At 42.2% G+C, this 26152-nt stretch carries 18 protein-coding genes; 16 read left to right on the top strand and 2 right to left on the bottom strand.

The genetic code is table 11. The features are described from left to right. Window positions 1–10: 10 nt before the first annotated feature. The gene (locus tag DBK98_RS10315; protein ID WP_032535432.1) at window positions 11–3295 is read right to left on the bottom strand and encodes a TonB-dependent receptor; all 3285 of its coding nucleotides are present in this window, start codon (window positions 3293–3295) and stop codon (window positions 11–13) included. Window positions 3296–3430: 135 nt separating this feature from the next. Then, a complete protein-coding gene (locus DBK98_RS10320; protein ID WP_032535427.1) occupies window positions 3431–6187 on the bottom strand; it encodes a glycoside hydrolase family 2 in 2757 nt (918 codons plus the stop codon). A gap of 246 nt (window positions 6188–6433) precedes the next feature. On the opposite strand from DBK98_RS10320, the gene DBK98_RS10325 reads away from it, so the two are divergent. The 16 genes from DBK98_RS10325 to DBK98_RS10400 all read left to right on the top strand — a co-directional run bounded on the left by DBK98_RS10325 (window position 6434) and on the right by DBK98_RS10400 (window position 26089). After that, entirely contained in the window at window positions 6434–7315 is an 882-nt protein-coding gene (locus tag DBK98_RS10325) for an AraC family transcriptional regulator (protein ID WP_005775995.1), read from the top strand. 300 nt (window positions 7316–7615) lie between these two features. Further along, window positions 7616–8248, top strand: coding sequence for an HU family DNA-binding protein (locus DBK98_RS10330; RefSeq protein WP_005809705.1), 633 nt, complete (start codon window positions 7616–7618; stop codon window positions 8246–8248). A 935-nt stretch (window positions 8249–9183) separates the two neighbouring features. Continuing rightward, on the top strand, window positions 9184–10923 hold the full coding sequence (locus tag DBK98_RS10335) for a hypothetical protein (RefSeq protein ID WP_032535426.1): 1740 nt from the start codon (window positions 9184–9186) through the stop codon (window positions 10921–10923). Further along, entirely contained in the window at window positions 10905–11648 is a 744-nt protein-coding gene (locus DBK98_RS10340; RefSeq protein WP_005809702.1) for a hypothetical protein, read from the top strand. The genes DBK98_RS10335 and DBK98_RS10340 overlap by 19 nt, the downstream gene beginning before the upstream one ends. Before the next feature lie 75 nt (window positions 11649–11723). Continuing rightward, on the top strand, window positions 11724–13988 hold the full coding sequence (locus DBK98_RS10345; RefSeq protein ID WP_005809701.1) for a cation:proton antiporter: 2265 nt from the start codon (window positions 11724–11726) through the stop codon (window positions 13986–13988). Between the two features lie 41 nt (window positions 13989–14029). Next, window positions 14030–14683 carry a LysE family translocator gene (locus DBK98_RS10350; protein ID WP_005776017.1) on the top strand — a complete coding sequence of 218 codons (654 nt, stop codon included), beginning with the start codon at window positions 14030–14032 and terminating at the stop codon, window positions 14681–14683. Window positions 14684–14703: 20 nt separating this feature from the next. Further along, window positions 14704–15249 (top strand): DUF4924 family protein, encoded by a 546-nt coding sequence (locus DBK98_RS10355; protein ID WP_005809700.1) that lies wholly within the window; start codon window positions 14704–14706, stop codon window positions 15247–15249. Between the two features lie 136 nt (window positions 15250–15385). Then, window positions 15386–16249, top strand: coding sequence for a dTDP-4-dehydrorhamnose reductase (gene rfbD, locus DBK98_RS10360; RefSeq protein ID WP_005809699.1), 864 nt, complete (start codon window positions 15386–15388; stop codon window positions 16247–16249). 24 nt (window positions 16250–16273) lie between these two features. Beyond that, window positions 16274–17848, top strand: a complete 1575-nt coding sequence (locus DBK98_RS10365) for a peptide chain release factor 3 (RefSeq protein WP_005809698.1) — start codon at window positions 16274–16276, stop codon at window positions 17846–17848. A 193-nt stretch (window positions 17849–18041) separates the two neighbouring features. Further along, window positions 18042–19274: a Cof-type HAD-IIB family hydrolase gene (locus tag DBK98_RS10370; RefSeq protein WP_005776021.1), complete on the top strand. Its 1233-nt coding sequence runs from the start codon at window positions 18042–18044 to the stop codon at window positions 19272–19274. Further along, window positions 19271–20380, top strand: coding sequence for an isochorismate synthase (locus DBK98_RS10375; protein ID WP_022011861.1), 1110 nt, complete (start codon window positions 19271–19273; stop codon window positions 20378–20380). Before DBK98_RS10370 ends, DBK98_RS10375 begins: the two co-directional genes overlap by 4 nt. A 16-nt stretch (window positions 20381–20396) precedes the next feature. After that, the gene (menD, locus tag DBK98_RS10380; protein ID WP_005776024.1) at window positions 20397–22064 is read left to right on the top strand and encodes a 2-succinyl-5-enolpyruvyl-6-hydroxy-3-cyclohexene-1-carboxylic-acid synthase; all 1668 of its coding nucleotides are present in this window, start codon (window positions 20397–20399) and stop codon (window positions 22062–22064) included. Window positions 22065–22068: 4 nt separating this feature from the next. Then, on the top strand, window positions 22069–23073 hold the full coding sequence (locus DBK98_RS10385) for a hypothetical protein (protein ID WP_032535425.1): 1005 nt from the start codon (window positions 22069–22071) through the stop codon (window positions 23071–23073). Window positions 23074–23091: 18 nt separating this feature from the next. Further along, the gene (gene menB / locus DBK98_RS10390; RefSeq protein WP_005776026.1) at window positions 23092–23916 is read left to right on the top strand and encodes a 1,4-dihydroxy-2-naphthoyl-CoA synthase; all 825 of its coding nucleotides are present in this window, start codon (window positions 23092–23094) and stop codon (window positions 23914–23916) included. Window positions 23917–23963: 47 nt separating this feature from the next. Continuing rightward, window positions 23964–24983, top strand: a complete 1020-nt coding sequence (locus DBK98_RS10395; RefSeq protein WP_005809695.1) for an o-succinylbenzoate synthase — start codon at window positions 23964–23966, stop codon at window positions 24981–24983. 11 nt (window positions 24984–24994) lie between these two features. Next, window positions 24995–26089 carry an AMP-binding protein gene (locus tag DBK98_RS10400; protein WP_005809694.1) on the top strand — a complete coding sequence of 365 codons (1095 nt, stop codon included), beginning with the start codon at window positions 24995–24997 and terminating at the stop codon, window positions 26087–26089. Window positions 26090–26152 lie beyond the last annotated feature (63 nt).

A 26152-nucleotide genomic window follows, 5' to 3' on the forward strand; every position in this document is an offset into this window, starting at 1 on the left:
TTATCTTCCATTAAAATGTTACACTTAATCCACATGACAGAGTTCTCGACAACGGATAACCGTTACCTCCCGAACCACCGGAGATTGTTTCCGGATCAAATTGATCGACCAAGCTTGTCCCGGTCCACAAATTTTCTCCGGAGAAGTATATACGTAAATTCTGGACTCCATAACGAGAAGTCAGTCTGGTAGGGAATGTATATCCCAACTGTAAGTTTTTCAGACGAATATAAGCAGCGCTCTGTAAATAGCGGGTCTGTGTCTGTAGATTCTTATTGCTATATAGTGGGCGAGGTAAATAGGAATTAAGATTAGGACTCTGATAGCCCTCCTGAACCGACCATGTATCATCATTACGGAAGTAATCACTTACACTTTCAATTCCGGTAGCATGCCACATTCCGCTATTGCTTGCACCAAACAGATAAGTACTTCCTTGCCAGAAGTCGCGTTTCATAACCCCTTGGAAGAACATACGGAGATCAAAGCCTTTCCAGGAAGCATTCAGATCAAGACCAAACAGATAACGGGGAGTTGTATTACCTATAACAGTCCAGTCCCCCGTATCATTCAGTGTCCCCGAACCACCGGAAATCTTACCATCACCGTTTATATCTGCATACATAATATCTCCTGCCTTCCAGTCCGAACCCAATGCGCTCTGTCCACCGTTAGGCATTGTTGCTAAATGGGCCTGCATTTCTTCATCTGTCTTTGCAAGTCCCACTGTAGTATATCCCCATATCTCATTGGTATAGCGTCCTTCAATATACGTACTGACTGCTTTAGTCGGATTATTCGGATATCGTGTGATTTTCGTACGGGCATCCGAGACGTTAAATTTCGCGCCATACGTAAAACCATTATTCAAGCGGTCATTCCAACTGATTGAAAGTTCCCATCCGGAGGTTCTCAAGTCTGTATTGTTGGTAATCGGTACACCTGTACCCAGCAGAGCCGGTAGTTCGGGAGCGTTGCCAACCATATTTTTTGTATCGCGGATATACCAGTCGAATGATCCGGTCAAACGATTATTGAATACTCCCCAATCCAATCCTAAATTATAACTCTCAATTGTCTCCCAGGTTAATGAAGCCGAAACAAGTTCCGGAGCCGAAGCGGTATTGGGTTTATTGCCACTCATCAGCCATGCGCCATTCGAAGAACCCACCGACATGGTTTGATAAGTCTGATACCAGTTCGTTGTATTTTGGTTTCCCAATAAACCGTAGGAAGCACGAAACTTAAGAATATTGACAATATTGTTCAAAGGTTCAAAGAAGTGTTCACGCGCAACATTCCATCCCAAAGAGAAAGAAGGAAAGGTTTTCCACTGGTTGCCTTTGCGGAAACGTGATGTGCCATCTGCACGGAGATTTGCTTCGAGCAGATACTTTCCGTCATAACTATAATTGATACGTCCGAAAAATCCGGCTGTAGCCCAGTCATTGCGGGATCCATTGACAGATGGGGTTATGGGATTCCCGTCGTAATCGAGCCCGTTAGTCAAGTCTACCTGAGGTTTATTCGGAAACATAATACCGTCACGTTGCAGACCGAATTGAGTTTGTTTCAGATTTTCAGCCTGGAAGCCACCCATTACATGAAGATCATGCTTTTGGTTGAATTGGTGTGTGTATTCGGTATATATATTGAAATTATAATAATTCTCTTTATAATAATCTTCGTGTACATTCGAATATTTGTCGCAAGCATAGGCATTGCCTTCCACATCATGGTTGTAAAGCACTTGTTTATCCCAGTAGTTATTGGCCGACTTGATACGGTAATTGAAATCCACGTGTGTAATCCAGTCTTTTACCGGTTCGAAAGTAAAACTCACTTGATGATACATGTTATCCGTTTGAATCTTACCGGTTCCTCCTTCCGCTAATCCCAATATGGGAGAAGGGGCATAAAAATAGTAACCGTTGGGATCATACAAAGGTAAAACAGGCCAACCTTGACGAGCCATGTCCGAATATAGAGAGTTAGTCATTGTTGTGGGGCGTTTGTAATCTTCCCGGGTAAATCGCATTGTATAGTCAAACTTGAGCCATTTAGTCAGTTCGGAACCAATCTTTGCAGTGCCATTGTAGCGAGATAATCCCTCTTCTCCCAGATTCATAAAACCACCTTGGTCCAGATAATTGAATGAAGCATAATAATTCAACTTCTTAGTGCCTCCATTGACACTAAAGTTATGTTCTTGTGAGAAGGTCCACTTTTTAAAAATCATATCATAATAATCAATATCATCTACCCCGGTCACATAGCCATCTTGCCAGTATCCGTTATCACCGGCCAAGAGGGAGTACAAGATAGTCCCATCGTCAGTGATACGTTGTGCAGGTCCGTAAGGTTTGGCATTGTGATAGGCAACAATCTTTTTCATACGATCATTTGTAATGTAGGTTCCACCTCCTCCATTGGTATTGGTGTCATTGATCCAACTGGCAAAGTCAACCGAATTCATCATATGGTTCATATTAATCGGGTTTCCCCAGCGGAAACTATTATTATAGTTTACCTGGGTTTTGCCTTCCGTGCTTCCTGATTTGGTTGTGATCAAGATTACACCGAATGGTGCACGTGAACCATATATTGATGATGCAGCCGCATCCTTCAAAACAGAAATATTGGCAATGTCCTGAGGATTAATGGAATTAAGATCACCTTCCATTCCATCAACTAAAACCAAAGGTTCACCGCTGGTTCCCTGTCCGATAGTGGTAGTACCGCGAACATTTACACTTGGTTTATCTTCCAGGCTACCGTTCGTCTGTGTGATTCGTAGTCCCGGAACCATACCTTGCAATGCTTGTGCCGCATTGGTCACCGGACGTTCTTTCAACTCTTTGGCTGAAACAACGCTGACGGACCCTGTCAGGTTTACCTTTTTCTGGGTACCGAATCCCACAACCACGACTTCATCCAAAACCTCCGAATCTTCTTTCAAAGTAATATTATACGATTTTCCCGGAGACGTTTTTATTTCCTGAGACTTATAGCCGATATATGAAATTACGACTATCACACCATCCGGGACAGACAGAGAAAAGTCCCCCTCTAAATTTGTCACGACTCCATTAGTGGTTCCCTTTTCTACGACGCTGGCTCCAATAACCGGCTCTCCATTGGCGTCCGTCACTTTGCCGGAAATTGTATTTTTCCGCTGAAAAGTCTCTTTTACTACAACATTAGGCTTGCCCGATGTTGCAAAGACAGCCGAGGGAGCAAACCCGGCAGACAGCAATAAAGCCAATAGTAACTTACAATTGTTTTTCACTTTCATGTTTTTCATGTTTTTAATTTTCCAATCACATAAAATTAACGTTAACTAAATAAATGTCATTAAATTAAGTATATCAAGTTTGGCCAAAAATGATTATATCTCCGAATCTAACGCAGTTCTTTTCTTCTATACGGGTTATTTCGAATTCCTATCGAACATGTCTTTTATTTCCTCAAAGTTTTCAATGATTGTAGGATCGAAATCTGTGCTATTCATGTATTTCAGTAATGAAACAAGCATTTGTTTTGCTACCGGTCTGTTCTCTAAATCAGATTGCAAATCGAAAGTGGCTAATACCAATTTGCCTCCATGCACTTTGCCTTCATACAAAGAAGCCAGACGGCGATTATTAGTAAAGTTATCGACCATTTCTACAATAGGGGTCCCTCCCTGTATACTATCTGTTATCATGGTTTTGGAGTTCTTATTTAAATCCCACCATTGCCAATCGGTGTGCATGTCTGTCGGAAAATCAGCCAATGCTTTATGAGCCGGATTACATAATACTCCCATTGTCCCGGCCTGATTCGGAAAATGTACCGGGCTCCAGAATACAGGTACGAATTTGCCTTCGATACCTTTCATCTTTTTCCAATCCGGATTGAAAAGGACTTTTTGCCCTTCATTCAGCCATGCCATGGCCTGATCATAATTACGGGTATATTTCACATTACCCCATTCTACTTTTTCTCCTTCAGGATAAACCCATATGTTCCATCTGTTTACATAATCTGTTCCGATTACTTTTACACACACTTCCAGTTTTGAAGCATTCTGTATGTCTGTCAAGGGTACCGATATCTCACCCAATTTTCCATTATAACCAAATTTCAATTCTCCTACTTGTATTTCACTATGCTTTACAGAACGTCCTTTATCCAGAATATCCCAATGCAGTGTTTTGTTTGTCAGAATATCGTTTCCGTAATTGCATAACTCGATCTTAGCTTGAAACATTTCATCGTTTTTATATACTGCTTTAGGAAAGCGCAATAACGGCACCACCGGTGAACAAAACTCCCGGAAGGCTTTACCGTCGATAATTCCTTTACTTTCCCAGAAGGCATTCAATAGTCCGACGAGTGCTGTTCCTTGTCCCGGAAAGTCATGTAAATCAAGTAATTGAAAACCACTGATTCCATCAGTTTTCAATGCACGCTCAATTTCTTCTTTATATAAGATTGCGGCTAACTTTCCGGAAGCCATTAAATAATCGGGTGCTTTATCAAGTAATTTCTTTTTTTCAAGATCATTCTTCACAGCCATAAAATTTAAGGGTTTCAGAACTCCGGTATATTTGGAAATCTCGGTTAAATCCGGATAAACCGAATATTGGCCTATTTCGTGCGTAATCAGAGGGACCTGTATACCTGCAACCGACTCACTGTAATCTTTATCGAATGTAGGGGATAGTTGATTGAAAACTCCCTGTCCCCGTACCCAGCCTTTATTGGTCCACTGCGTGACAAAGAAATCATCGTTTGATTCCGGCCATCCGCCATGTCCGCCTTCGAACGTAAACGAAGTTGTTACGTATAAGTGTCTGTTATCCTTTGCTTTCAATTCGTCTAACATTGCAGACAGAATGGTGAAATCTCCCTGCAATTCGTTTCCCAGGCTCCAAAGGCAAAAAGAGGGGTGATTGCCGTAATTTTTGATAATCCGGTCTGCTTCTTCTCTTAAAAAGCGTACGGCACTTGAATCCTGCCCAATTGTAAGTACCCATGCAGGAAGTTCAACCTGTAAATAAAATCCCATTTCATCTGCTGCTTCAAAAGCTGCTTCGGGAGGGCACCAGGAATGAAAACGGAGATGATTCAGCCCATATTCTTTGGCTGCGGCATATACTTTTTGCCAGCCTTCTTTATTCATTGGAGGAGTTCCGGTTAATGGGAATATGCAACACTCCAATGTACCTCTTAAGAACAAAGGTTTATTGTTCATCAACATTTTATCACCGTTTGTTTCCAATTGGCGCATACCGAAATCTTCTTTTATTTCTGATACTCTTCCATTGGCCTCCAATGTGACCGTAGCCTGATACATTTCAGGAGTAAATTCATTCCATAATATCGGGTTATCTCCCATGTTGTAAAGCAACTCAACCGATGAGGCTCCGGCTTTCACATCCATCTTTTTTACCTGCTCTTCAAGTTGTTGAGAGCCGTTTTTTGCAGATACTTTCATCGAAAGCAATGCATGTTCTGCGGCAGGTGTATTGTTTGAAAACGAAATAACGGCTTTTACCTGTTTGTTTTTTACATCGGGATATAGTTGTATGCTTTCTAAACGTATTTTTTCCATGGCCCGGACAGTCATATCTCCTAAAATACCATTCCATTTAATTTGTGTATGATCTGTATATGCATGTGCCATACCATTGGAGATATCATAACGCTTGCGATTATCGACGCGTATGGTCAGAATATGCTTTTTACCGCATGTCATATAAGGAGTCAGATTGTAGCGGTGTGGCGTGCTTAAGCTTTCTTCATGTCCTTCGACTTTCTTATTATCTACCCAAACCTGAGTATCCCACAAGGCTCGTTCCAAATCCAGAAACAGCTCTTTATCATTCCATTGGGCAGGGACCGAGATCTCTCTTGAGTACCATGCAACTCCTACGTAATTGTGCAAACGTGTGAGATATAATAACTGGGGTTTTGACAGTGTAGGTTCCAAGGCATTGAGGGTTCCAAGTCCGGCATCGTCAGTTGTACCCGGTAACTGCATGGGCGTTTCAAACAGGTTGCCTTGCCATGATTCTTTTATTCCAACATCTGTACTGTCCAGCCTGACAGTCCACTCTCCGGAAATATCCAACTGTTTCTTTTCAGAAGAACATGATGTCGACAGAATAATGATCAATAAAGAAAATAGTAGTTTTTTCATATTATTACATTTTAAATATTACAAATAGCTGATCTTTCAACATTGCAAAATAGCTAAGAAAATATAACCTTGAAAATGTAAGAAAGGACTGTTATGATGTATAAAATCTCTAATTTTAAGTGATTATATCATTGATTATCTTTAGAAATACCCTAATAACCAGTGTTTTTAGATTAATTCAATAAAAAGAGTCGAAAAATATCTCGTTTTATAATAAAGATGTATATTTGCAAAAAGAGTGTAACTATGGAACGCAAAAAAGAAGGATTTACCAATCAAAGAGCGATTGTTCTTCCTGAAGCTATAAAAAAAATATTGGTCGGCAACGAGCTGACTAATTTGTTGTATGTAACGGATATCGGGTATTATCCACATGCCACCGGACACTATCGAGCCAGAAGATATGGTTCGCAACAGCACATTCTTATATATTGCACTGAGGGAGAGGGCTGGTATAGCATTCACGGTCAAAGACAGAAAGTATGCAAAGACCAATTCTTCATTATCGAAGCGGGCTTGCCACACATTTACGCCGCTTCAGAAAACAGTCCATGGAGTATATATTGGTTGCATTTCACCGGAGAAAAAAGTCATTTGTTTAATTCATTCTACAACAAACTGCATAAAATAGATGAATCTCCCAACGCACGTATTAAAGATCGGATGCAGTTGTTCGAAGAAATTTACCAGAATCTGGAAATGGGATATAGTATTGAAAACCTGGAATATACTACACTGTGTCTGTGGCATTTTATAGCTTCCTTCAAGTTTGTTTCACAGTTTAGAGAAATTAATCGGGCCAAACAAGGAGATGTCACTCAGGAAGCGATCAGTTATATGAGAAAGAATATCGAAAAGAAACTCTCGCTGGATGATATAGCCGGCAGTGTCAACTACTCATCTTCGCATTTCGGACAAGTGTTTTTAAAGAAGTCCGGATACACTCCTTTAAATTACTTCAATCAATTGAAAATACAAAAGGCCTGTCAGTTACTTGATTTTTCAGACTTGAAAATAAAAGAAATAGCAGAACAACTTGGCTTTTATGATCAATACCATTTCTCTAAAGTATTCTATAAGCAGATAGGCGAGACACCAAGCAGTTACAAAAAAAGGAATAAAGGATAAAAAAAGAAAATGCAAAAGTACAGTTGATAAATGTAGGAAAGTAGTACTTAAAGTTTGTTTATAAGGCAAATTGAGTGTATCTTAGCAGGCAAGATGTATATCTTAGCGGCCAAGATGCAAATCTTAGCTGCTAAGATGCACATCTTGCGACGCAAGATGAACTTATCGCCTAAGGGAGGCCATTTACTGAAGTAGCCGGAGCGACTTTGTCCGGCATACTTGGCAAGTTTTTACCTTTACTTCCGACAAGCCCACTCTTTATCGGTTTTCTCTATTCACCTTTTAAAAACATTGCAAGCTATGGCTGAATATCAAATGCAAGAACTGACTCTTCCCAATGAGGAAGACAAGAAAATTCTTTTCCCGCGCATGAAGCTGTCCGGGCAAGTAGACTTAAATTACATTGCTTCACACATTAATTATGCAAGTTCTTTTACCCCGGGGGATATCATCGGACTGACGAAGGCTTTGGCGCAGGCCATTGCCTATGAAATGGGGCAGGGACATTCAGTGAAAATTGACGGACTGGGTATCTTTACTCCTTCACTGGGGTTACGTGACGGAGCCGAGCGTGAGAGCGGTGAGAAAGGTGGTAAAAAACGTAATGCCATGAGCATCTGTGTAAAGAATATCAATTTTCGTGCTGACAAACAACTGATCATTGAAACAGGAGACCACTGTATGCTGGAGCGTTCAGAATGGAAGTTCAGGCACTCTTCGCAATTCTACTCAGAGCAGGAACGACTCAAGATGGCACAAGACTATCTGGCTGTGAATCATTTTATGAAAGTGGCGGATTATTGTCGCTTGACGGGGTTGTTGCGTGACAAGGCCGCACGGGAGTTGAAACGCTGGACCAAACAACCTGAAACAGGTATTGATTATCGGGGACAGGGCTCGCATAAGATATACATGGTCCGTTCCAACTTATGAGTGTGTCCTTACAAAAAAGATAATCAGTGCATACGCATCGCGTTGCCGGGACATATCGGTATTTTTGCGGAAGAAACCTGATTCCGACTCGTCTTAAAATGACTTCATGTTATTATTGTGTGAAGTTGTTTTAGGGCAAGTAAGATACCGGACACCATTGATTGCGGATATGTATCGGACAGATTTTAAATGATCTGCTTTCTTTATAATATGCATCCGCTCTTTTCTTCTCTGTTTACGAAATATTTTTATCTCTAAATAATCACTATTTACATCCATATAAACTCTCGTATTTGCATTATATTCCATATTCTGCGTTTATTGATTTCTTTGAATTAATATATATTTGTATTTTTGATTCACTTTTATATCACAATGAAAAGAATGATTATATTGATCAAGAAGTGAAGTTTTTACTCTCTATGAAATAATAATGTAATTAAATAGTGATATATGTATCACTGTTTTCAGTGACAAAAATGTATTTAATATCGTTTTATGGTGGCAAATAGTGAAGCGAATAATACGTGATTGATAAATTTTGAAATATTTTTTCTGTTAAGTATTTGAAATGATAAATCTATGCGCTATATTTGCTGTTACACTAAAAGATACTAAATGAAGAATTGCTCTTATTGAAATAATGTTAACTGTACGGCTAACGCTATTGGATCCGTTAAATAAGAATTCAATAAGAGAAAGAAAAGATATATTTGATAATAAAATTTTATAGGGGTATTACACTTACATAACAAATTACTTTATTATAGGTACAAGAATATTGGGGGGAGATGCGAGGATATTACAGTAAGTCAATTGACATTATTATTGCTCAAATATCAGTTGAAAAACGAGATTTATACAGGATAAGCTGCATTGGATGTTTTGTTCACTGAATAATAACCGGAATTGACGTTAATATAAAAGTTCTATATATGAAAAAAATATATCTGTTATTATCATTTCTTTCTGCATTCTTTTTGCTCTCGGCTTGCTCAGATGATACTGAGCAATGTTTATATTCTCCTAAAGTATTTGATACCGGTAATTTATTGAGTAATAAAGTAAAAGAGGAATTCTTGAATTTTGATTATCCTGCTGGAATTGTTCCGGTTCTTTTTGCGGCAGATAGCATAGAGCCCATTAAAATGGGTGCTTATGCTGACGAATGTTTTGATGCTCTTGTGGATTCAATATCTGAATCAAAAGATTTTAAACGTAGGGGAATGCTGGTACTTGTGTCCAGGAATCCGGAGCTGATTCAAATTCGTTTGGGGAGTCGGTATCGGGTTTATTGTAATATGACTGGCGCAACTTCCGGAGTCGATTACTTAAACTTGCAGAAACAAATACGGGAAAAAGGTATAGAAGAAACTCTTCCGTTGTTTTTACAAAATACATCAGTTCGCATTCAAGAGTTGAATGCTTTACCTTCGTATAAAAAATATCGAATAAATTCTGCCGTATCGGCTATTTCTACTTGCCTGGAATACATAGGAACTCCCTCGGAGAACTTTTATGGAAAATGTGTTTTAACTCCTATTCTGAAGACAACGTCATTGGGGTACTATGTTTTTAAATCTTGGCTGCTGACCTTCATGTTTGTATGTCTGATAATGCTTTTGTGTCGTTGGGCATTGTTTTTAGTAGTGAAGCGTTTATTGCAGAAACATGTTATAGGCCTTATTTGGTCTCAAAAGATTATCAATTGGGGATTAGGATTGTTGTTTTCTATTTCAGCAGCGGCTTCGGCTATTATTTTATCCAGCGGACGTATGGAAGATGCGATCGCATTACAGGCCATCGGAGTTCCTTTTATAGAAAATTTTCAGATAGCGGCTGCCGATTATGTGTTGAAAACATCTTTTGTGGCTGCGTTCTTTTTTGTGTTGATGTATGCTTTGAAACGTAATATAGTATCAGATATATTTTTATATAGCCTCTTGGAACCAGAGAAGCAACAGGCTATTTATCATAATTTGAGTGATGCTCAAAAGACTACTTTGGTTATAGGGCATGAAGCGGATCTCAGCAAAGTTGAAGAAAGTTCTGAACCATATTCCGAATTATTCACTTCTCGTGTTTCCCAACGGGAAACCATGACTATTGTTTCGTTGGCGATGGCAGCTTTATTTTTGATTCCGCGTCCATTGATAATTATGGGCATTGCTTTAACCATTTATCCTTTGGCCGGACAATGTGTGAAGATCTATCATGTTGTAAGTAATAATACACTTCCTGAACAAATAAAAAGAGATAGGAGGACATCGTTAATAACTAATTTGCTTATCATTTTTATTATAGCTTTTATTACTGTTTTGATGGGATTGTTTTTTAATCCTATGCCGGATAAAAAAGAGATTGATTTAAATGAGGCAAGAACCGAACTGGTCACATCGGATAGGCTTGAGGGGAATTATACCGTTAGTAAATCTATTGCCGGACAAGTTCAGGTATCCAGTGGAATTATAAAAAAAATAAAAAATGGTGCGTTTCAATTATTGATAACCGGCAAGTCTTCACCTAAAGTGTACAAACTTGGTTTTGACTCTGATGAAATGATATTTGTTTCTGAGGAATTGGGTAATGGGATCATTCATTATGACAAAGATTTGGATAAAATTAAAGTTGTATTTACTATAAATGAACATACGACATGGACAATTTCAAAATGATTTATTCGATTCCATTTCTGTTTTTTACTTTTGTATCTTGTAGTAACTCGTCAACAGAAATGGTTGCTAAAAGTAAGTATGATGCTCAAATTGCTGAGTATAAAGAGTTAAATGAACAGCAAGCTGCTGTTATAGAAGATAACTTAGAGAAAAGTAAGATCATCAATAATGTAGTGACAGAGTTGAACCAAATAGCCGGGAATACGCAATCTTTACGTGTGAATGTAGAACATGGGGTCGGAGAACTAAGCCAGGCTGAAGAGATTAACCGGAAACTCCAGATTTTGAAGAAACGATTGACCGCTGTCGAGGGGAAGCGTAGTGACAGCAGTAAGAATCTGTTGGCAACGATGGATAACCTGAAGAGTATTATAGAACAAAAAGAAATTGAAATAAATAATCTCAAACAAGAGATTGCGAATCAACAACAGACCATTGCTAATCAGAAAAACACAATAGCTAATCAGCAGGTAACGATTGATGCCCAAAGTCAGGAACTGATGGCTAAGCAACAGGAAATGTGGTACAAATTAGGTGTTGAACTGCATTCAGTTGTAGAAGAATTGCCAAAAGTGAAAGGCAGGAAGGATAAGCGAAACATTAAAAACACCAGATATTATATTCTTAACAAAGCAAAAGAGTGCTTTGAGCATGCTGCACAATTGGGACATTCGCTCGCAAGTTCGAAAGCCCGGCAGATAGAAGGTGAGATGAGCAGGTTATAATACGTGATTTTATTGTTTTTCTGTTTTTAATTAGTAGAAAACATTAATTTTGCATTCGATTTAAATCCGATTCGAATGTCACAACTTCCAACGTTAATAGCCGACCTCGCTCTGATTTTGATTTGTGCCGGTGTTATGACTTTGTTATTCAAGAAACTGAAGCAACCACTTGTGCTGGGTTATGTCGTTGCCGGTTTTCTTGCCAGTCCACACATGCCTTATACGCCTTCGGTGATGGATACAGCCAATATTAAAACCTGGGCGGATATTGGAGTCATCTTTTTGCTTTTTGCCCTTGGACTGGAATTCAGTTTTAAAAAGATAGTGAAGGTTGGAGGTACGGCTGTCATTGCTGCCTGTACCATTATCTTCTGTATGATTCTGTTGGGGGTTGCTGTCGGGATGGGCTTTGGTTGGCAGCGTATGGACAGTCTGTTTCTGGGCGGGATGATTGCTATGTCTTCTACTACCATCATCTACAAAGCGTTTGATGATTTGGGGTTGCGGAAGAAACAATTTACCGGTTTGGTGCTCAGTATTCTGATTCTTGAAGATATACTTGCCATTGTGTTGATGGTGATGCTTTCAACGATGGCTGTCAGCAATAATTTTGAGGGAACAGAGATGTTGAGCAGTATCGGTAAACTACTTTTTTTCCTTATTCTTTGGTTTGTGGTAGGTATTTATGCCATACCCGAATTTCTGAAACGTTGTCGGAAATTGATGAGTGAAGAAACATTGCTGATTGTTTCTCTGGCTCTCTGTTTCGGTATGGTGGCTATCGCTGCCAATACGGGCTTTTCTGCTGCATTCGGTGCCTTTATTATGGGGTCTATTCTTGCCGAAACAATTGAGGCCGAATCTATTGACCGATTGGTGAAACCTGTGAAGGATTTGTTTGGAGCTATCTTCTTCGTATCAGTGGGAATGATGGTAGATCCTGCAATGATTGTTGAATATGCAGTTCCAATTATAGCTATTACATTGGCAGTAATCTTGGGTCAGGCTTTTTTCGGCACAATGGGCGTTATGCTGGCGGGACAACCTTTAAAGACAGCCATGCAGTGTGGTTTTAGCTTGACACAGATAGGGGAGTTTGCTTTTATTATCGCTTCTCTCGGTTTGTCCTTGCATGTGACAAGTGATTTTTTATATCCGATCGTAGTTGCTGTTTCTGTTATCACCACATTTCTGACTCCTTATATGATCCGTGTTGCCGAGCCGGCTTCAAATTTTGTAGACCGTAAGTTGCCCGAGTCGTGGCGACGTTTCCTGATGCGGTATACTAACGGTTCCCGGACCGTCAATCATGAAAGCCTTTGGCGGAAATTACTGTTTGCCTTGGCACGGATTCTGGTGGTTTACTCCATTGTCAGTATTTCTGTGATTACCCTTTCATTTCGTTTTGTGGTGCCCTTGTTTCGTGAACATCTTCCGGGTATCTGGGGACCACTGGCGGGAGCTGTTTTTACTATTTTGTGTATATCTCCTTTCCTGCGGGCCATTATGGTGAAGAAAAACCATTCGGCAGAATTCATGACTTTGTGGAATGACAACCGTGTCAACCGGGGACCTTTGGTTTCTACGATTGTGTTTCGTGTAGCTGTTTCCGTTCTGTTTGTCATGTTCGTGATTACCCGTCTTTTTAAAGCGTCTGTCGGATTGATGTTCGGAGTTGCCTTGTTGCTGGTAATCCTGATGGTTCTTTCACGGCAGCTGAAGAAACAATCTATTTTGATAGAACGTAAATTTTTTCAAAATCTCCGTTCCCGTGATATGCGTGCCGAATACTTGGGGGAGAAAAAGCCGGCTTATGCCGGGCGTTTGTTGTCGAGAGATTTACACCTGACCGATTTTGAAATTCCCGGAGAATCGGCTTGGGCCGGAAAAACATTGCTTGAGCTGAATTTGGGCAAAAAGTATGGAGTGCATGTTGTTTCTATTCTACGGGGAAAGCGTCGGATTAACATTCCGGGAGGTTCTGTCCGTTTATTCCCGATGGATAAGATACAGGTTATTGGTACTGATGATCAGTTAAATACATTTGCAGAGGAAATGTCTCATGTTTCTGTCATTGATTGGGATGTGTTTGAGAAAAGTGAAATGACATTGAAACAATTGTTGATTGATACTGATTCTGCTTTTCTGGGCAAAACGTTGCGTGAATCAGGTATCCGGGATAAGTACCATTGCCTGATAGCCGGTGTGGAGCGGGGAGGAGAGGCTTTGATGACTCCTGACGTAAATATTCCTTTTGAAGAAGGAGATGTGGTATGGGTGGTAGGTGAGAATGAAGATGTATACCGGTTAATAGGGCAAAATTGTGATAGAAAACGTTAACAGGATACTGGCATATCATAAAAAAATGCGATATTTGCGAAATGATTCAGATAGAGACTATACTTGATATACTTGTTAAAGGATTCGTGATTGGCATTGTGGTTTCTGCACCGCTGGGGCCTGTAGGTGTCCTTTGTATTCAGCGTACTTTGAATAAAGGACGCTGGTACGGATTCGTTACCGGTCTGGGTGCTTCGTTGAGTGATATTGCTTATGCCCTTCTAACGGGATATGGCATGAGTTTCGTGTTCGATTATATCAATAAGAATATTTTTTATCTACAGCTTCTCGGAAGCATTATGCTATTGGTTTTTGGTATATATACATTCCGTAGCAACCCGGTACAATCCATCCGTCCGGTATCAGCCAATAAAGGTTCTTATTTCCACAATTTCATCACCGCTTTTGCGGTTACACTTTCAAACCCTCTTATAATTTTCCTTTTCATCGGTTTGTTTGCCCGTTTTGCATTTGTGCAACCCGGTGTGTTGGTTTTTGAAGAGATAACCGGTTATCTGGCCATAGCTCTCGGAGCATTGGCATGGTGGTTCGGAATTACTTTCTTTGTCAATAAAGTGCGGACACGATTCAATTTGCGTGGCATCTGGATTCTGAACCGGGTGATCGGAAGTATTGTGATGGCTGTGTCTGTGTTTGGATTGATATTCACTCTGTTGGGGGAATCTATCTATTAATGTAGGAGAAAAGAAAGAAGATGAAAATAGCACAACAACTGAAAGAAAAGAATATTGCCGAGTACCTTATATATATGTGGCAGGTAGAAGATCTGATCCGTGCCAATGATTGTGATATCGACCGGATTAAGGAGAACATTATATCCCGTTACAAGATTGGCGATGAAGAACGCCGTGAGTTGACGGAATGGTATTCTAATCTGGCTTCAATGATGCGGGAAGAGGGAGTCCGTGAGAAAGGACATCTCCAGATAAACCGAAATGTAATCATTAACTTGACCGAACTGCATGCAGCTTTGCTGGCGTCGTCTAAGTTTCCTTTCTATAGTTCGTCTTACTTCAAAGCACTGCCTTTCATTGTAGAGTTACGAAATAAAAACGGTCAAAAGGAAGAACCGGAACTTGAAACCTGTTTCGAGGCTTTGTATGGGATGATGTTATTGCGTTTGCAGAAGAAGCCTATCAGCCCGGAGACTACAAAGGCGATGGAGGCTATCAGCAGTTTCCTGTCTATGCTGGCTAACTATTACGACAAGGACAAAAAAGGAGAGTTAAAATTGGAATAGAAATGAATACGATTCACCACAGAGTACACGGAGGACACAGAGTTTTAATCTCTTGTTTATTAAGATGTTTAAGAAAAAGATATTCTCTGTGTTCTCTGTGTCCTCCGTGGTGAATTAAACTCAAAAAAAGATAGAAATGAATATATTAGTCACCGGAGCCAACGGGCAACTTGGCAATGAAATGCAGGTGCTTGCCAAAGAAAACCTGCAGCATACGTACTTTTTTACGGATGTGCAGGAGTTGGATATTTGTGATGAACAAGCTGTTTATGCCTATGTGAGTGAACACAAAATTGATGTCATTGTGAATTGTGCGGCTTATACAGCGGTGGATAAGGCGGAAGACGATGCTGAATTTTGCGACAAACTGAACAATGTCGCACCAGAATATTTAGCTCGGGCGGCACAAGCCAACGGAGCTGCGATGATTCAGGTTTCTACCGACTACGTGTTTGATGGCACAGCCCATATCCCTTACACAGAAGATCAACCCACTTGTCCGACCTCAGTTTATGGCTCTACCAAATTGACCGGTGAGCAGAACGTGATGAACCATTGTGAAAAAGCTATGGTAATCCGTACGGCATGGTTGTATTCTATCTATGGCAATAATTTTGTGAAAACGATGATTCGTTTAGGACGTGAGCGTGAGTCTTTGGGGGTTATATTTGATCAGATCGGTACGCCGACTTATGCCAATGACTTGGCTCTGGCTATTTTTGCAGCCCTTAATAAAGGTATTGTCCGTGGTATCTATCACTTTAGCGATGAGGGAGTTTGTTCTTGGTACGACTTTACAATAGCCATTCATCGTTTAGCGGGAATCACTTCATGTAAGGTGAAACCATTGCATACTGCTGATTATCCGGCAAAGGCACCTCGTCCGCATTATTCCGTACTCGATAAGACGAAAATAAAAGAGACATTTGGCATTGAAATCCCGCATTGGGAAGAAAGCCTGAAACGTTGCATTAATCAATTAAGAGTGGAGAATCTGTGATTCTTCATCCTCAATTCTTGAAATATGGCAGATAATACAGAAATATTAAGAAGGCGCACTTTCGCCATTATTGCACACCCGGATGCCGGTAAGACTTCACTGACTGAGAAATTGTTGTTGTTTGGCGGACAGATACAGGTGGCAGGAGCAGTAAAAAGTAACAAGATTAAAAAGACGGCGACTTCCGACTGGATGGAGATCGAAAAACAACGTGGCATCTCAGTCACTACTTCGGTGATGGAATTCGATTACCGGGACTATAAGATTAATATTCTGGACACTCCGGGACACCAGGATTTTGCCGAGGACACATACCGTACCCTGACGGCAGTGGATAGCGTTATCATTGTGGTAGATGGCGCGAAGGGTGTGGAAACTCAGACTCGTAAGTTGATGGAGGTTTGCCGGATGCGGAATACACCGGTGATTATCTTTGTCAACAAGATGGACCGTGAAGGGAAAGATCCGTTTGACCTGCTGGATGAACTGGAAGAAGAACTGATGATTCAGGTGCGCCCATTGTCGTGGCCTATCGAACAGGGTGCCCGTTTCAAAGGAGTTTATAATATTTACGAACAGAAACTCGATCTTTATCAACCCTCTAAACAGGTGGTAACGGAAAAAGTGGAAGTGGATATTCATTCCGAGGAATTGAACAAGCAGATTGGTGATACGCTGGCTGATAAATTACGTGGTGATCTGGAGCTGATTGAAGGTGTGTATCCTGAATTTGATGTAGAAACTTATTTGCAGGGAGAGTGTGCTCCTGTATTTTTCGGTTCGGCTTTGAATAACTTTGGTGTGCAGGAATTGCTCAATTGCTTTGTTGAGATTGCTCCCGCTCCCCGTCCGGTACATGCTGAAGAACGTGAGGTGATTCCCGAAGAACCTAAATTTACCGGTTTTATTTTCAAGATAACAGCTAACATCGACCCTAACCATCGTTCATGTGTGGCATTCTGCAAGATTTGTTCTGGCAAATTTGTAAGAAATGCGCCTTATTTGCATGTGCGCCATGGCAAGACGATGCGTTTCTCTTCGCCCACCCAATTTATGGCACAGCGTAAGACAACTATTGATGAGGCTTGGGCGGGAGATATTATCGGTTTACCGGATAACGGAACGTTTAAAATTGGCGATACGCTTACCGAAGGCGAACAGCTTCATTTCCGTGGTTTACCGAGTTTTTCACCGGAGATGTTCAAGTATATTGAGAATGCCGATCCGATGAAGCAGAAACAGCTTGCCAAGGGCATCGACCAGTTGATGGACGAAGGTGTGGCCCAGTTGTTTGTCAACCAGTTCAATGGCCGCAAGATTATCGGTACAGTGGGGCAATTGCAGTTTGAGGTCATTCAGTATCGTTTGTTGAACGAATACAATGCTTCTTGTCGCTGGGAGCCATTAAGTCTGTACAAAGCATGCTGGATTGAGAGTGATGATCTGGAAGAACTGGAAGCATTCAAAAAACGTAAATATCAGTATATGGCCAAAGATCGCGAAGGGCGTGATGTCTTTCTGGCCGATTCGAATTATGTGCTTCAGATGGCACAGATGGATTTCAAAAATATTAGGTTCCACTTTACGAGCGAGTTCTGATTCGCTTTACGAAATAAATTGGATTAAGACGGTGGGCGGGTTGCAGAACAGTGCAATTTGTCCACCGTTTGTTCTCTTTCTGACAATATAAAAACACCTTGTTAACGCATTCTTATGGTATAATTTTCCCTAAATAAGGGGCGATGTTGCCTTAAAAATTTTACCTTTGTAATCTAAACAAAAACTCGAAGTCATGAAGTATAAATTGTTAGTCCTTGATGTAGACGGGACATTGCTTAATGATGAAAAGGAGATTACTCCACGTACCCTCGCTACCTTATTGAAAGTGCAGCAGATGGGTGTACATCTTGTTTTAGCATCGGGCAGGCCTACCTATGGGATTTTGCCATTAGCTAAAAAACTGGAATTGGGTAACTATGGCGGATATATCGTGTCTTATAACGGTGCGCAGGTTATTAATGCAAAAAATGGAGAAGTATTGCTTGAGCGGCGTATTAATCCGGAAATGTTGCCCTATTTGGAGAAAAAGGCACGTAAAAACGGATTTTCTATCTTTACATACACCGAAGATCGGATGATTGCCGATTATGCTAATAATGAACATATTCTTTGGGAAGCACGTCTCAATGGGATGGAGCTGATTGAGGAACCCGAATTTTCGGCAGCTGTAGATTTTGCTCCTTCCAAATGTATGTTGGTCAGTGATGATGAAGAAGCATTGGTAGCTTTGGAAGAACATTGGAAGAAACGTTTGAACGGTGCACTCGATGTATTCCGTTCGGAACCTTATTTTCTTGAAGTGTTGCCTTGCGGTATCGATAAGTCTACCTCTTTGGGAGCACTGTTGTCCCACCTTGATATTACACCCGAAGAAACGATTGTGATAGGCGACGGTGTCTGCGATGTTTCGATGATACAGTTTGCCGGATTGGGTATTGCCATGGGGAATGCCCAGGACTCTGTGAAAGTTTGTGCCGATGTGGTGACTGCATCGAACGAAGAAGACGGAGTTGCCCTTGCCGTAGAAAAGGCGATTCTTGCAGAGATCCGTCCTGCCGAGATTCCACTTGATCAGTTAAACGAGCGTGCTCGTCACGCATTGATGGGGAATCTGGGTATTCAATATACTTATGCGTCCGAGGACCGGGTTGAGGCTACCATGCCGGTGGACGAACGAACCCGACAGCCTTTTGGCATTCTGCATGGAGGGGCTACTCTGGCATTGGCCGAAACAGTAGCCGGATTGGGGTCGATGATTCTTTGCCAGCCTGATGAGATTGTCGTTGGTATGCAAGTCAGCGGTAATCACATGTCATCTGCCCACGAAGGAGACACGGTGCGGGCTGTCGGCACCATCATCCACAAAGGTCGTTCATCTCATGTCTGGAATGTGGACGTATTTACGTCGACCGACAAGTTGGTGTCTTCTATTCGGGTGGTGAATAGTATATTAAAGAAGAGATGACGTCAGAAGAAACAAATAATTGTGAGATTATAGATGAGTTGATCCGGCAGGGAAGAAGTTTTGCGATGTATCGCAATCCGGGGGAAGAAGAACCTCACTTTCTGATGCAGACTTACGGAGAAGTACGTTTGGTTCGGGAAATGGAAGAACTAAACGGACAGACAGGTTTTGTTATCGCTCCTTTCCGGGTTACTCCGCAATGTCCTATCATACTGATTCAACCGGACTGTCAAGAAATTCCTTCCTGTGCAGGCAGCCCGCGCAGGAGTGTGCAGCCTGTCTGCACAGAGGTGTGCAACCGGTCTGCACAAAACGAACGGCCTGTGAGAGCAAAAGAAGCTTATGCAGCCTGTTTTGATATTTTTATCCGGGCTTTACGGGCACATACTTTCGATAAGCTGGTGCTGTCCCGCAAAGTGACGGTGAAGAAAGAACCGGGGTTCTCTCCTGCAAGCGCTTTCTATAAAGCTTGCAGGCGTTATATTTACTCCTATGTCTATCTTTGCTATACTCCGCAAACGGGAGTGTGGATGGGCAGTACACCGGAAATCATTTTATCGGGTGAGAAGGGAGAGTGGAATACTGTGGCATTGGCCGGAACCCAGTCTTTACAAAATGGTGAACTTCCTCAGCATTGGGATGAGAAGAACCGGGAGGAACAGGAATATGTAGCCGCATATATCCGTAATCAACTCCGATCGTTAGGTATTTCTCCGGTGGAGAAGGGACCTTATCCGGCTTTTGCCGGAGCTTTATCGCATCTGAAAACCGATTTCCGTTTCTCACTGAACGATAGTCGTAAATTGGGGGATTTGTTGAAGCTATTGCATCCTACTCCGGCTGTGTGCGGATTACCCAAGGAGGAAGCCTATCGGTTTATTCTCGATAATGAAGGCTATGACCGCAGTTATTATTCCGGATTTATCGGCTGGCTCAAACCGGAGGGGAAGACAGACCTGTATGTCAACCTACGCTGTATGAATGTGAAAGAGGATACTCTGACACTTTATGCCGGAGGTGGGTTACTGGCATCTTCCGAATTGGATGATGAATTTCAAGAGACTGAAAAGAAGATGCAGACGATGAAGAACTTGAACTCTTTATAAATAACTTAATAGAGCGATGTATTCAGATAAGGAAAACATATTGCAGTTGGTAGCGTTGCTTCGGGCACACGGAGTGACGAAAGTGGTCTTATGCCCCGGAAGCCGGAATGCTCCGATTGTACACACACTTGCCGGACATCCTGATTTCACCTGTTATTCGGTAACAGACGAGCGGAGTGCCGGTTTTTTTGCTATCGGGCTTGCCTTACATGGCGGAAAACCTGCGGCAGTCTGTTGCACATCCGGTACGGCTCTGCTGAATTTGCATCCTGCCGTGGCGGAAGCCTATTATCAGAAAGTACCTTTAGTAGTTATTTCTGCCGATCGTCCCGCAGCCTGGATTAACCAGATGGATGGGCAGACTTTACCGCAACCGGGTGTCTTTCAGTCGTTGGTGAAGATGTCTGCGAACTTGCCTGAGATACATACCGACGAAGACAAATGGTATTGTAACCGTTTGCTGAACGAAGCATTACTTGAACTGAATCACCATGGCAAAGGACCTGTGCATATTAATGTACCGGTTTCGGAGCCTTTGTTCCAGTTTACGGCAGATGTTCTTCCCGAAGAGCGTGTTATAACACGTTATCAGGGACTGAATGTTTATGATCGCGATTACGACGGTCTGATTGATCGGCTTAATAAATACAACCGGCGCATGATAATTGTCGGACAGATGAATCTGATTTACCTGTTTGAGAAGAAATATTCAAAGATGCTGTATAAGCAGTTTGCTTGGTTTACCGAACATTTGGGTAACCAGACTGTTCCCGGTATTCCGATCCGGAATTTTGATGCTGCTTTATATGCCATGTCTCCGGAAATGCAGGAAAAGATGATGCCCGAACTGGTAATCACTTATGGAGGACATATCGTCTCCAAGCGGATGAAAAAATTCCTTCGTCAACATCCGCCCAAGGAGCATTGGCATGTGTCGACGGATGGTGAAGTGATTGATCTGTTCCAAGGTTCACTCACGACGGTCATTGAAATGGACCCGTTTGAGTTCCTTGAGAAAATAGCTTTCTTGCTGGACAACCGTACACCAGAGTATCCTCGGCAATGGGAAAATTTTTGCAAAGAACTTCCCCAACCAGAGTTGCCCTATTCGGAGATGTCTGCCATAGGAGCGTTGATAAAGGCTTTGCCTGCTTCATGTGCTTTACACCTGGCCAATAGTTCGGTTGTACGCTATGCTCAACTATACCCTTTACCCGATACAATAGAGGTTTGCTGTAACCGTGGAACAAGTGGTATCGAAGGTTCCTTATCGACAGCAGTCGGTTATGCCGCTGCCTCCGGAAAGTTGAATTTTGTGGTCATTGGGGACCTGAGTTTTTTCTATGACATGAATGCGTTGTGGAATAATCATTTCGGAAGTAATCTCCGCATACTTCTCTTAAATAATGGGGGAGGAGAAATCTTTCATACTCTGCCCGGCTTGGAAATGTCCGGTACTTCGCATCGTTTTGTGACTGCCGTACACAAGACGTCTGCTAAAGGGTGGGCTGAAGAACGTGGCTTCCTTTATCAGGAAGTGCAGGATGAAAATCAGCTGGACGAAGCAATGAAGGTTTTCACCCAAGCCGAGTTATTGACTCAGCCTGTGTTAATGGAAGTTTTCACAAACAAGAATAAAGATGCACGTATTTTGAAAGACTATTATCATCAACTAAAAAAATAAGATTATGATTAAACAAGGGGTGATGTTGATTGGTGGCTTATTGCTGTTTGTTATAAGCCCACTTGTGGAGAAGGTTGGGGCCATGTCTCCCGGGAATACCGTATTACAGGAGGTGACGGCTCATGTAGATACAATCGATTTTAGGTTGGCCTCTGCCGAAGAAGCTAAACGCCTGATAGTGGTTGAGGATCATTATACGCGTAACTGGACTCCGTTTGATATTGCAGCCCGTCTTGAGAATCCCGAAGGAAAAAGAGAAGATCTCGTCAGTCTGGCTATTGGTGAAGTTCGTGAATGGACTCCCCGGGAGGCGCAACAGATTGAACGGATCAGAAAAAGCCTGAATGACACGATTCGTAAGTATGGTTACCGGATTCCTTTCCCGAAAGAAATAGTATTGGTAAAAACAACAATGAAAGATGAAGGAGGAGCCGGAGGGTATACTCGCAGTAACTGGATAGCACTGACTGACGTTACTTTTCAGCGGGGAAACGAGCAGTCGCATACTCGTCTGTTGGTGCATGAAATTTTTCATATCCTGACACGTTTCAATCCCGGATTCAAAAAGAAAATGTACGAGGCTATTGAATTTAATATTCTGCCAAAAGAGATTGAATTGCCCGAAGATATTCGGGAATGCCGGATTTCCAATCCCGATGTCAGCCGTTGGGACAGCTATGCCACTTTTACAATCGATGGTAAACCCCAGAATTGTACCATGGTTATATATGCCAACAGGCCCTATACCGTTGGTAAGTTCTATCAGTATATCAATGTCGGTTTGATTCCTTTGGATAAAGCATTCAAACCAGTTCGGGAAAATGGCAAGACGGTTATTTATCCGTTGCAGAAAGCTGCCGACTTTTTTGATAAGGTTGGGCGGAATACCGGATACGTTATCGATCCGGAAGAGGTGATGGCAGATAATTTCGCTATCGCAATGTTGAACAACCCCAATGTAAAGACACCCGGACTCCAGAAGAAAGTACAGGAATTATTAAAGAAATAACCATTAAAATGAATAAAGATGGAAACGAAAAGAGAGTGGACTCCTATTAAAGAATATGAAGATATTCTATTTGATTACTATAATGGCATTGCTCGTATTACAATTAACCGCGAGCGTTATCGCAACGCTTTCACACCGACCACAACGGGTGAGATGAGTGATGCTTTGCGTATTTGTCGTGAAGAGCCTGACATTAATGTCGTGGTACTGACCGGTGCCGGTGACAAAGCTTTCTGCTCGGGAGGTGACCAGAATGTAAAGGGACGAGGCGGATACATCGGTAAAGACGGGGTGCCCCGTCTGAGTGTGTTGGACGTACAGAAGCAAATCCGTTCGATACCTAAACCGGTTATTGCCGCTGTCAACGGATTTGCTATCGGTGGCGGACATGTACTGCACGTAGTATGTGATCTTTCCATTGCCTCCGAAAATGCAATCTTCGGCCAGACCGGACCGCGTGTAGGTAGCTTTGATGCAGGATTCGGCTCTTCTTATCTTGCCCGTGTGGTGGGACAAAAAAAAGCTCGTGAAATTTGGTTCCTTTGCCGCAAGTATAATGCTCAGGAAGCTTTGGATATGGGACTTGTCAACAAGGTGGTGCCTTTGGAAAAACTGGAAGACGAGTATGTCCAATGGGCCGAAGAGATGATGCAGCTCAGTCCATTGGCGCTCCGCATGATTAAAGCCGGCTTGAATGCCGAACTTGACGGGCAGGCAGGTATTCAAGAGTTAGCCGGTGACGCGACTCTGCTTTATTATCTTACCGATGAAGCACAGGAGGGCAAGAATGCATTCCTTGAAAAGCGCAAACCAGATTTTAAGCAATATCCTAAGTTCCCATAAGTAAAAAAGGCCTTCTTGATGGGAGGCCTTTGCTTTATAGTATTCCTATGTATACAATAAATATTATTCCCCGTATCCTCCATTTCAAGCAGCCGGCAGGAACTTCCCGCGGTACCTATACTACCCGGAAGGTTTGGTATATCTATCTTTCTACGACAGAGTATCCGGAACGTGTCGGAGTGGGAGAGTGTGCTCCGTTGCCTAAACTGAGTTGTGACGACCTGCCGGATTATGAACAAATACTCTGCAATGCTTGCCGGTGTTTGGAGCAGACAGGCAAATTGGATACGGAAGCTTTGCGTGATTATCCTTCGATTCTGTTTGGACTTGAAACAGCTCTTCGTCATTATGAAACTCAGAGTTGGGCATTATGGGATACTCCTTTTTCCCGGGGAGAAACCGGTATACCCATCAACGGACTTATCTGGATGGGCGATTTTGATAGGATGTTGCAACAGATCGAAGTAAAGATGCAGTCAGGATACCGTTGCATCAAACTGAAAATAGGTGCGATAAACTTCGAAGAAGAATTGGCACTGCTGAAGCATATCCGTGCTCATTATTCGGCGAGGGAAATAGAGTTGAGAGTGGATGCCAATGGTGCTTTTTCACCCGTTGACGCTATGGAAAAACTGAATAGGTTGGCTGAATTGGAACTACACTCCATCGAACAGCCCATCCGTGCCGGGCAGTGGGAGGAAATGGCCCGCCTGACGGCAGACACTCCGCTTCCCATTGCATTGGACGAAGAACTGATTGGCTGTAATACTCCCGAAGGAAAACAAGATCTGTTGACGTCTGTCCGTCCTCAATACATTATATTGAAACCATCTTTACATGGTGGAATCAGTGGTGGTAATGAATGGATTGCAGAAGCGGAAAAGCAGCATATCGGTTGGTGGATTACTTCTGCACTGGAATCGAATATCGGACTGAATGCTATTGCACAATGGTGTGCTACTTTCCGTAGTCCGCTGCCTCAGGGATTGGGAACCGGACTGTTGTTTACAGACAATATCGAAATGCCCCTTGAGATTCGAAAAGATTGTTTATGGTTTTGTAAATAAAAGAAATACTTATGATATTTAATCGGGAAGAACAACAGCTGATGCTGGAAGGCAATTTGCTTTCCCGGGAAGATGTAAAAAGACTTGTTGCCAATTGTACAGACGCAACGCCGGTATTTCTGTGTGAACTCTACCGTTTTCTGGACGATTGGTTCAACGATTCTCCTTATCTTACTGTAAAGACGTCCGGTTCTACCGGAACACCCAAACAAATGAAGGTCCTTAAAGACCGGATGATGCAGAGTGCCCGGTTGACTTGTGAGTATCTGGGGCTTCGGCGGGGGGATAGTGCGCTATTGTGTATGCCTTTGCAATACATTGCCGGAAAGATGGTTGTGGTGCGGGCTTTGGTTGCCGGGCTGAATCTGGTTGTCCGCACTCCTTCCGGTCATCCGATGGCGGATTTGGATCAGCCGTTACGTTTCTCGGCAATGGTTCCGCTGCAGGTTTACAATACTTTGCAGATAGCCGCGGAAAGAGAAAGGCTCTGCCGGACCGATATTCTTATAATTGGCGGTGGTGCGATAGATGCCGGTCTGGAAGCTGAGATACGCCAATTACCGGGTAAGGTGTATTCTACGTACGGCATGACGGAAACCCTGTCGCATATTGCTTTAAGACGGCTGAACGGACCGGATGCGAGTACTCTTTATTATCCTTTTCCTTCGGTACGACTTTCTTTGTCACCCGAGCATACATTGATTATTGATGCTCCGCTGGTTTGCGATACGATTTTAGTGACAAATGATGTGGCGGAAATAAATTCGGACGGTAGCTTTTCTATCCTGGGCAGAAAAGACAATACCATCAACACCGGAGGTATCAAAGTGCAGGCGGAGCAGGTGGAAGATATACTGCGTCCTTGGATACATGTTCCCTTTGCCATCACTTCCGTTTCCGATGCCGCATTAGGGGAGGCCATTGTTCTTTTGATAGAAAATGGAGGGTATACGGAACGGTTGGAGGAGAAGATGAAAGAGCTTCTTACCAAGTACCAGTTGCCTAAAATGGTTTTTTCAGTGGGCACTATACCCTTGACGGAAACAGGGAAAATAAATCGTGCCGGTTGCCGGCAATTAGCTGCTACTTATCAGGTGGGGCGTTAAGTGTTTTTTCTTTTTCAGTTGTATCATATACGGAATGGCTTTAAATTTAATAACCAACACATA

This window comes from Bacteroides sp. PHL 2737, assembly GCF_004115325.2.
GTDB classification, from domain to species: Bacteria; Bacteroidota; Bacteroidia; order Bacteroidales; family Bacteroidaceae; genus Bacteroides; species Bacteroides hominis.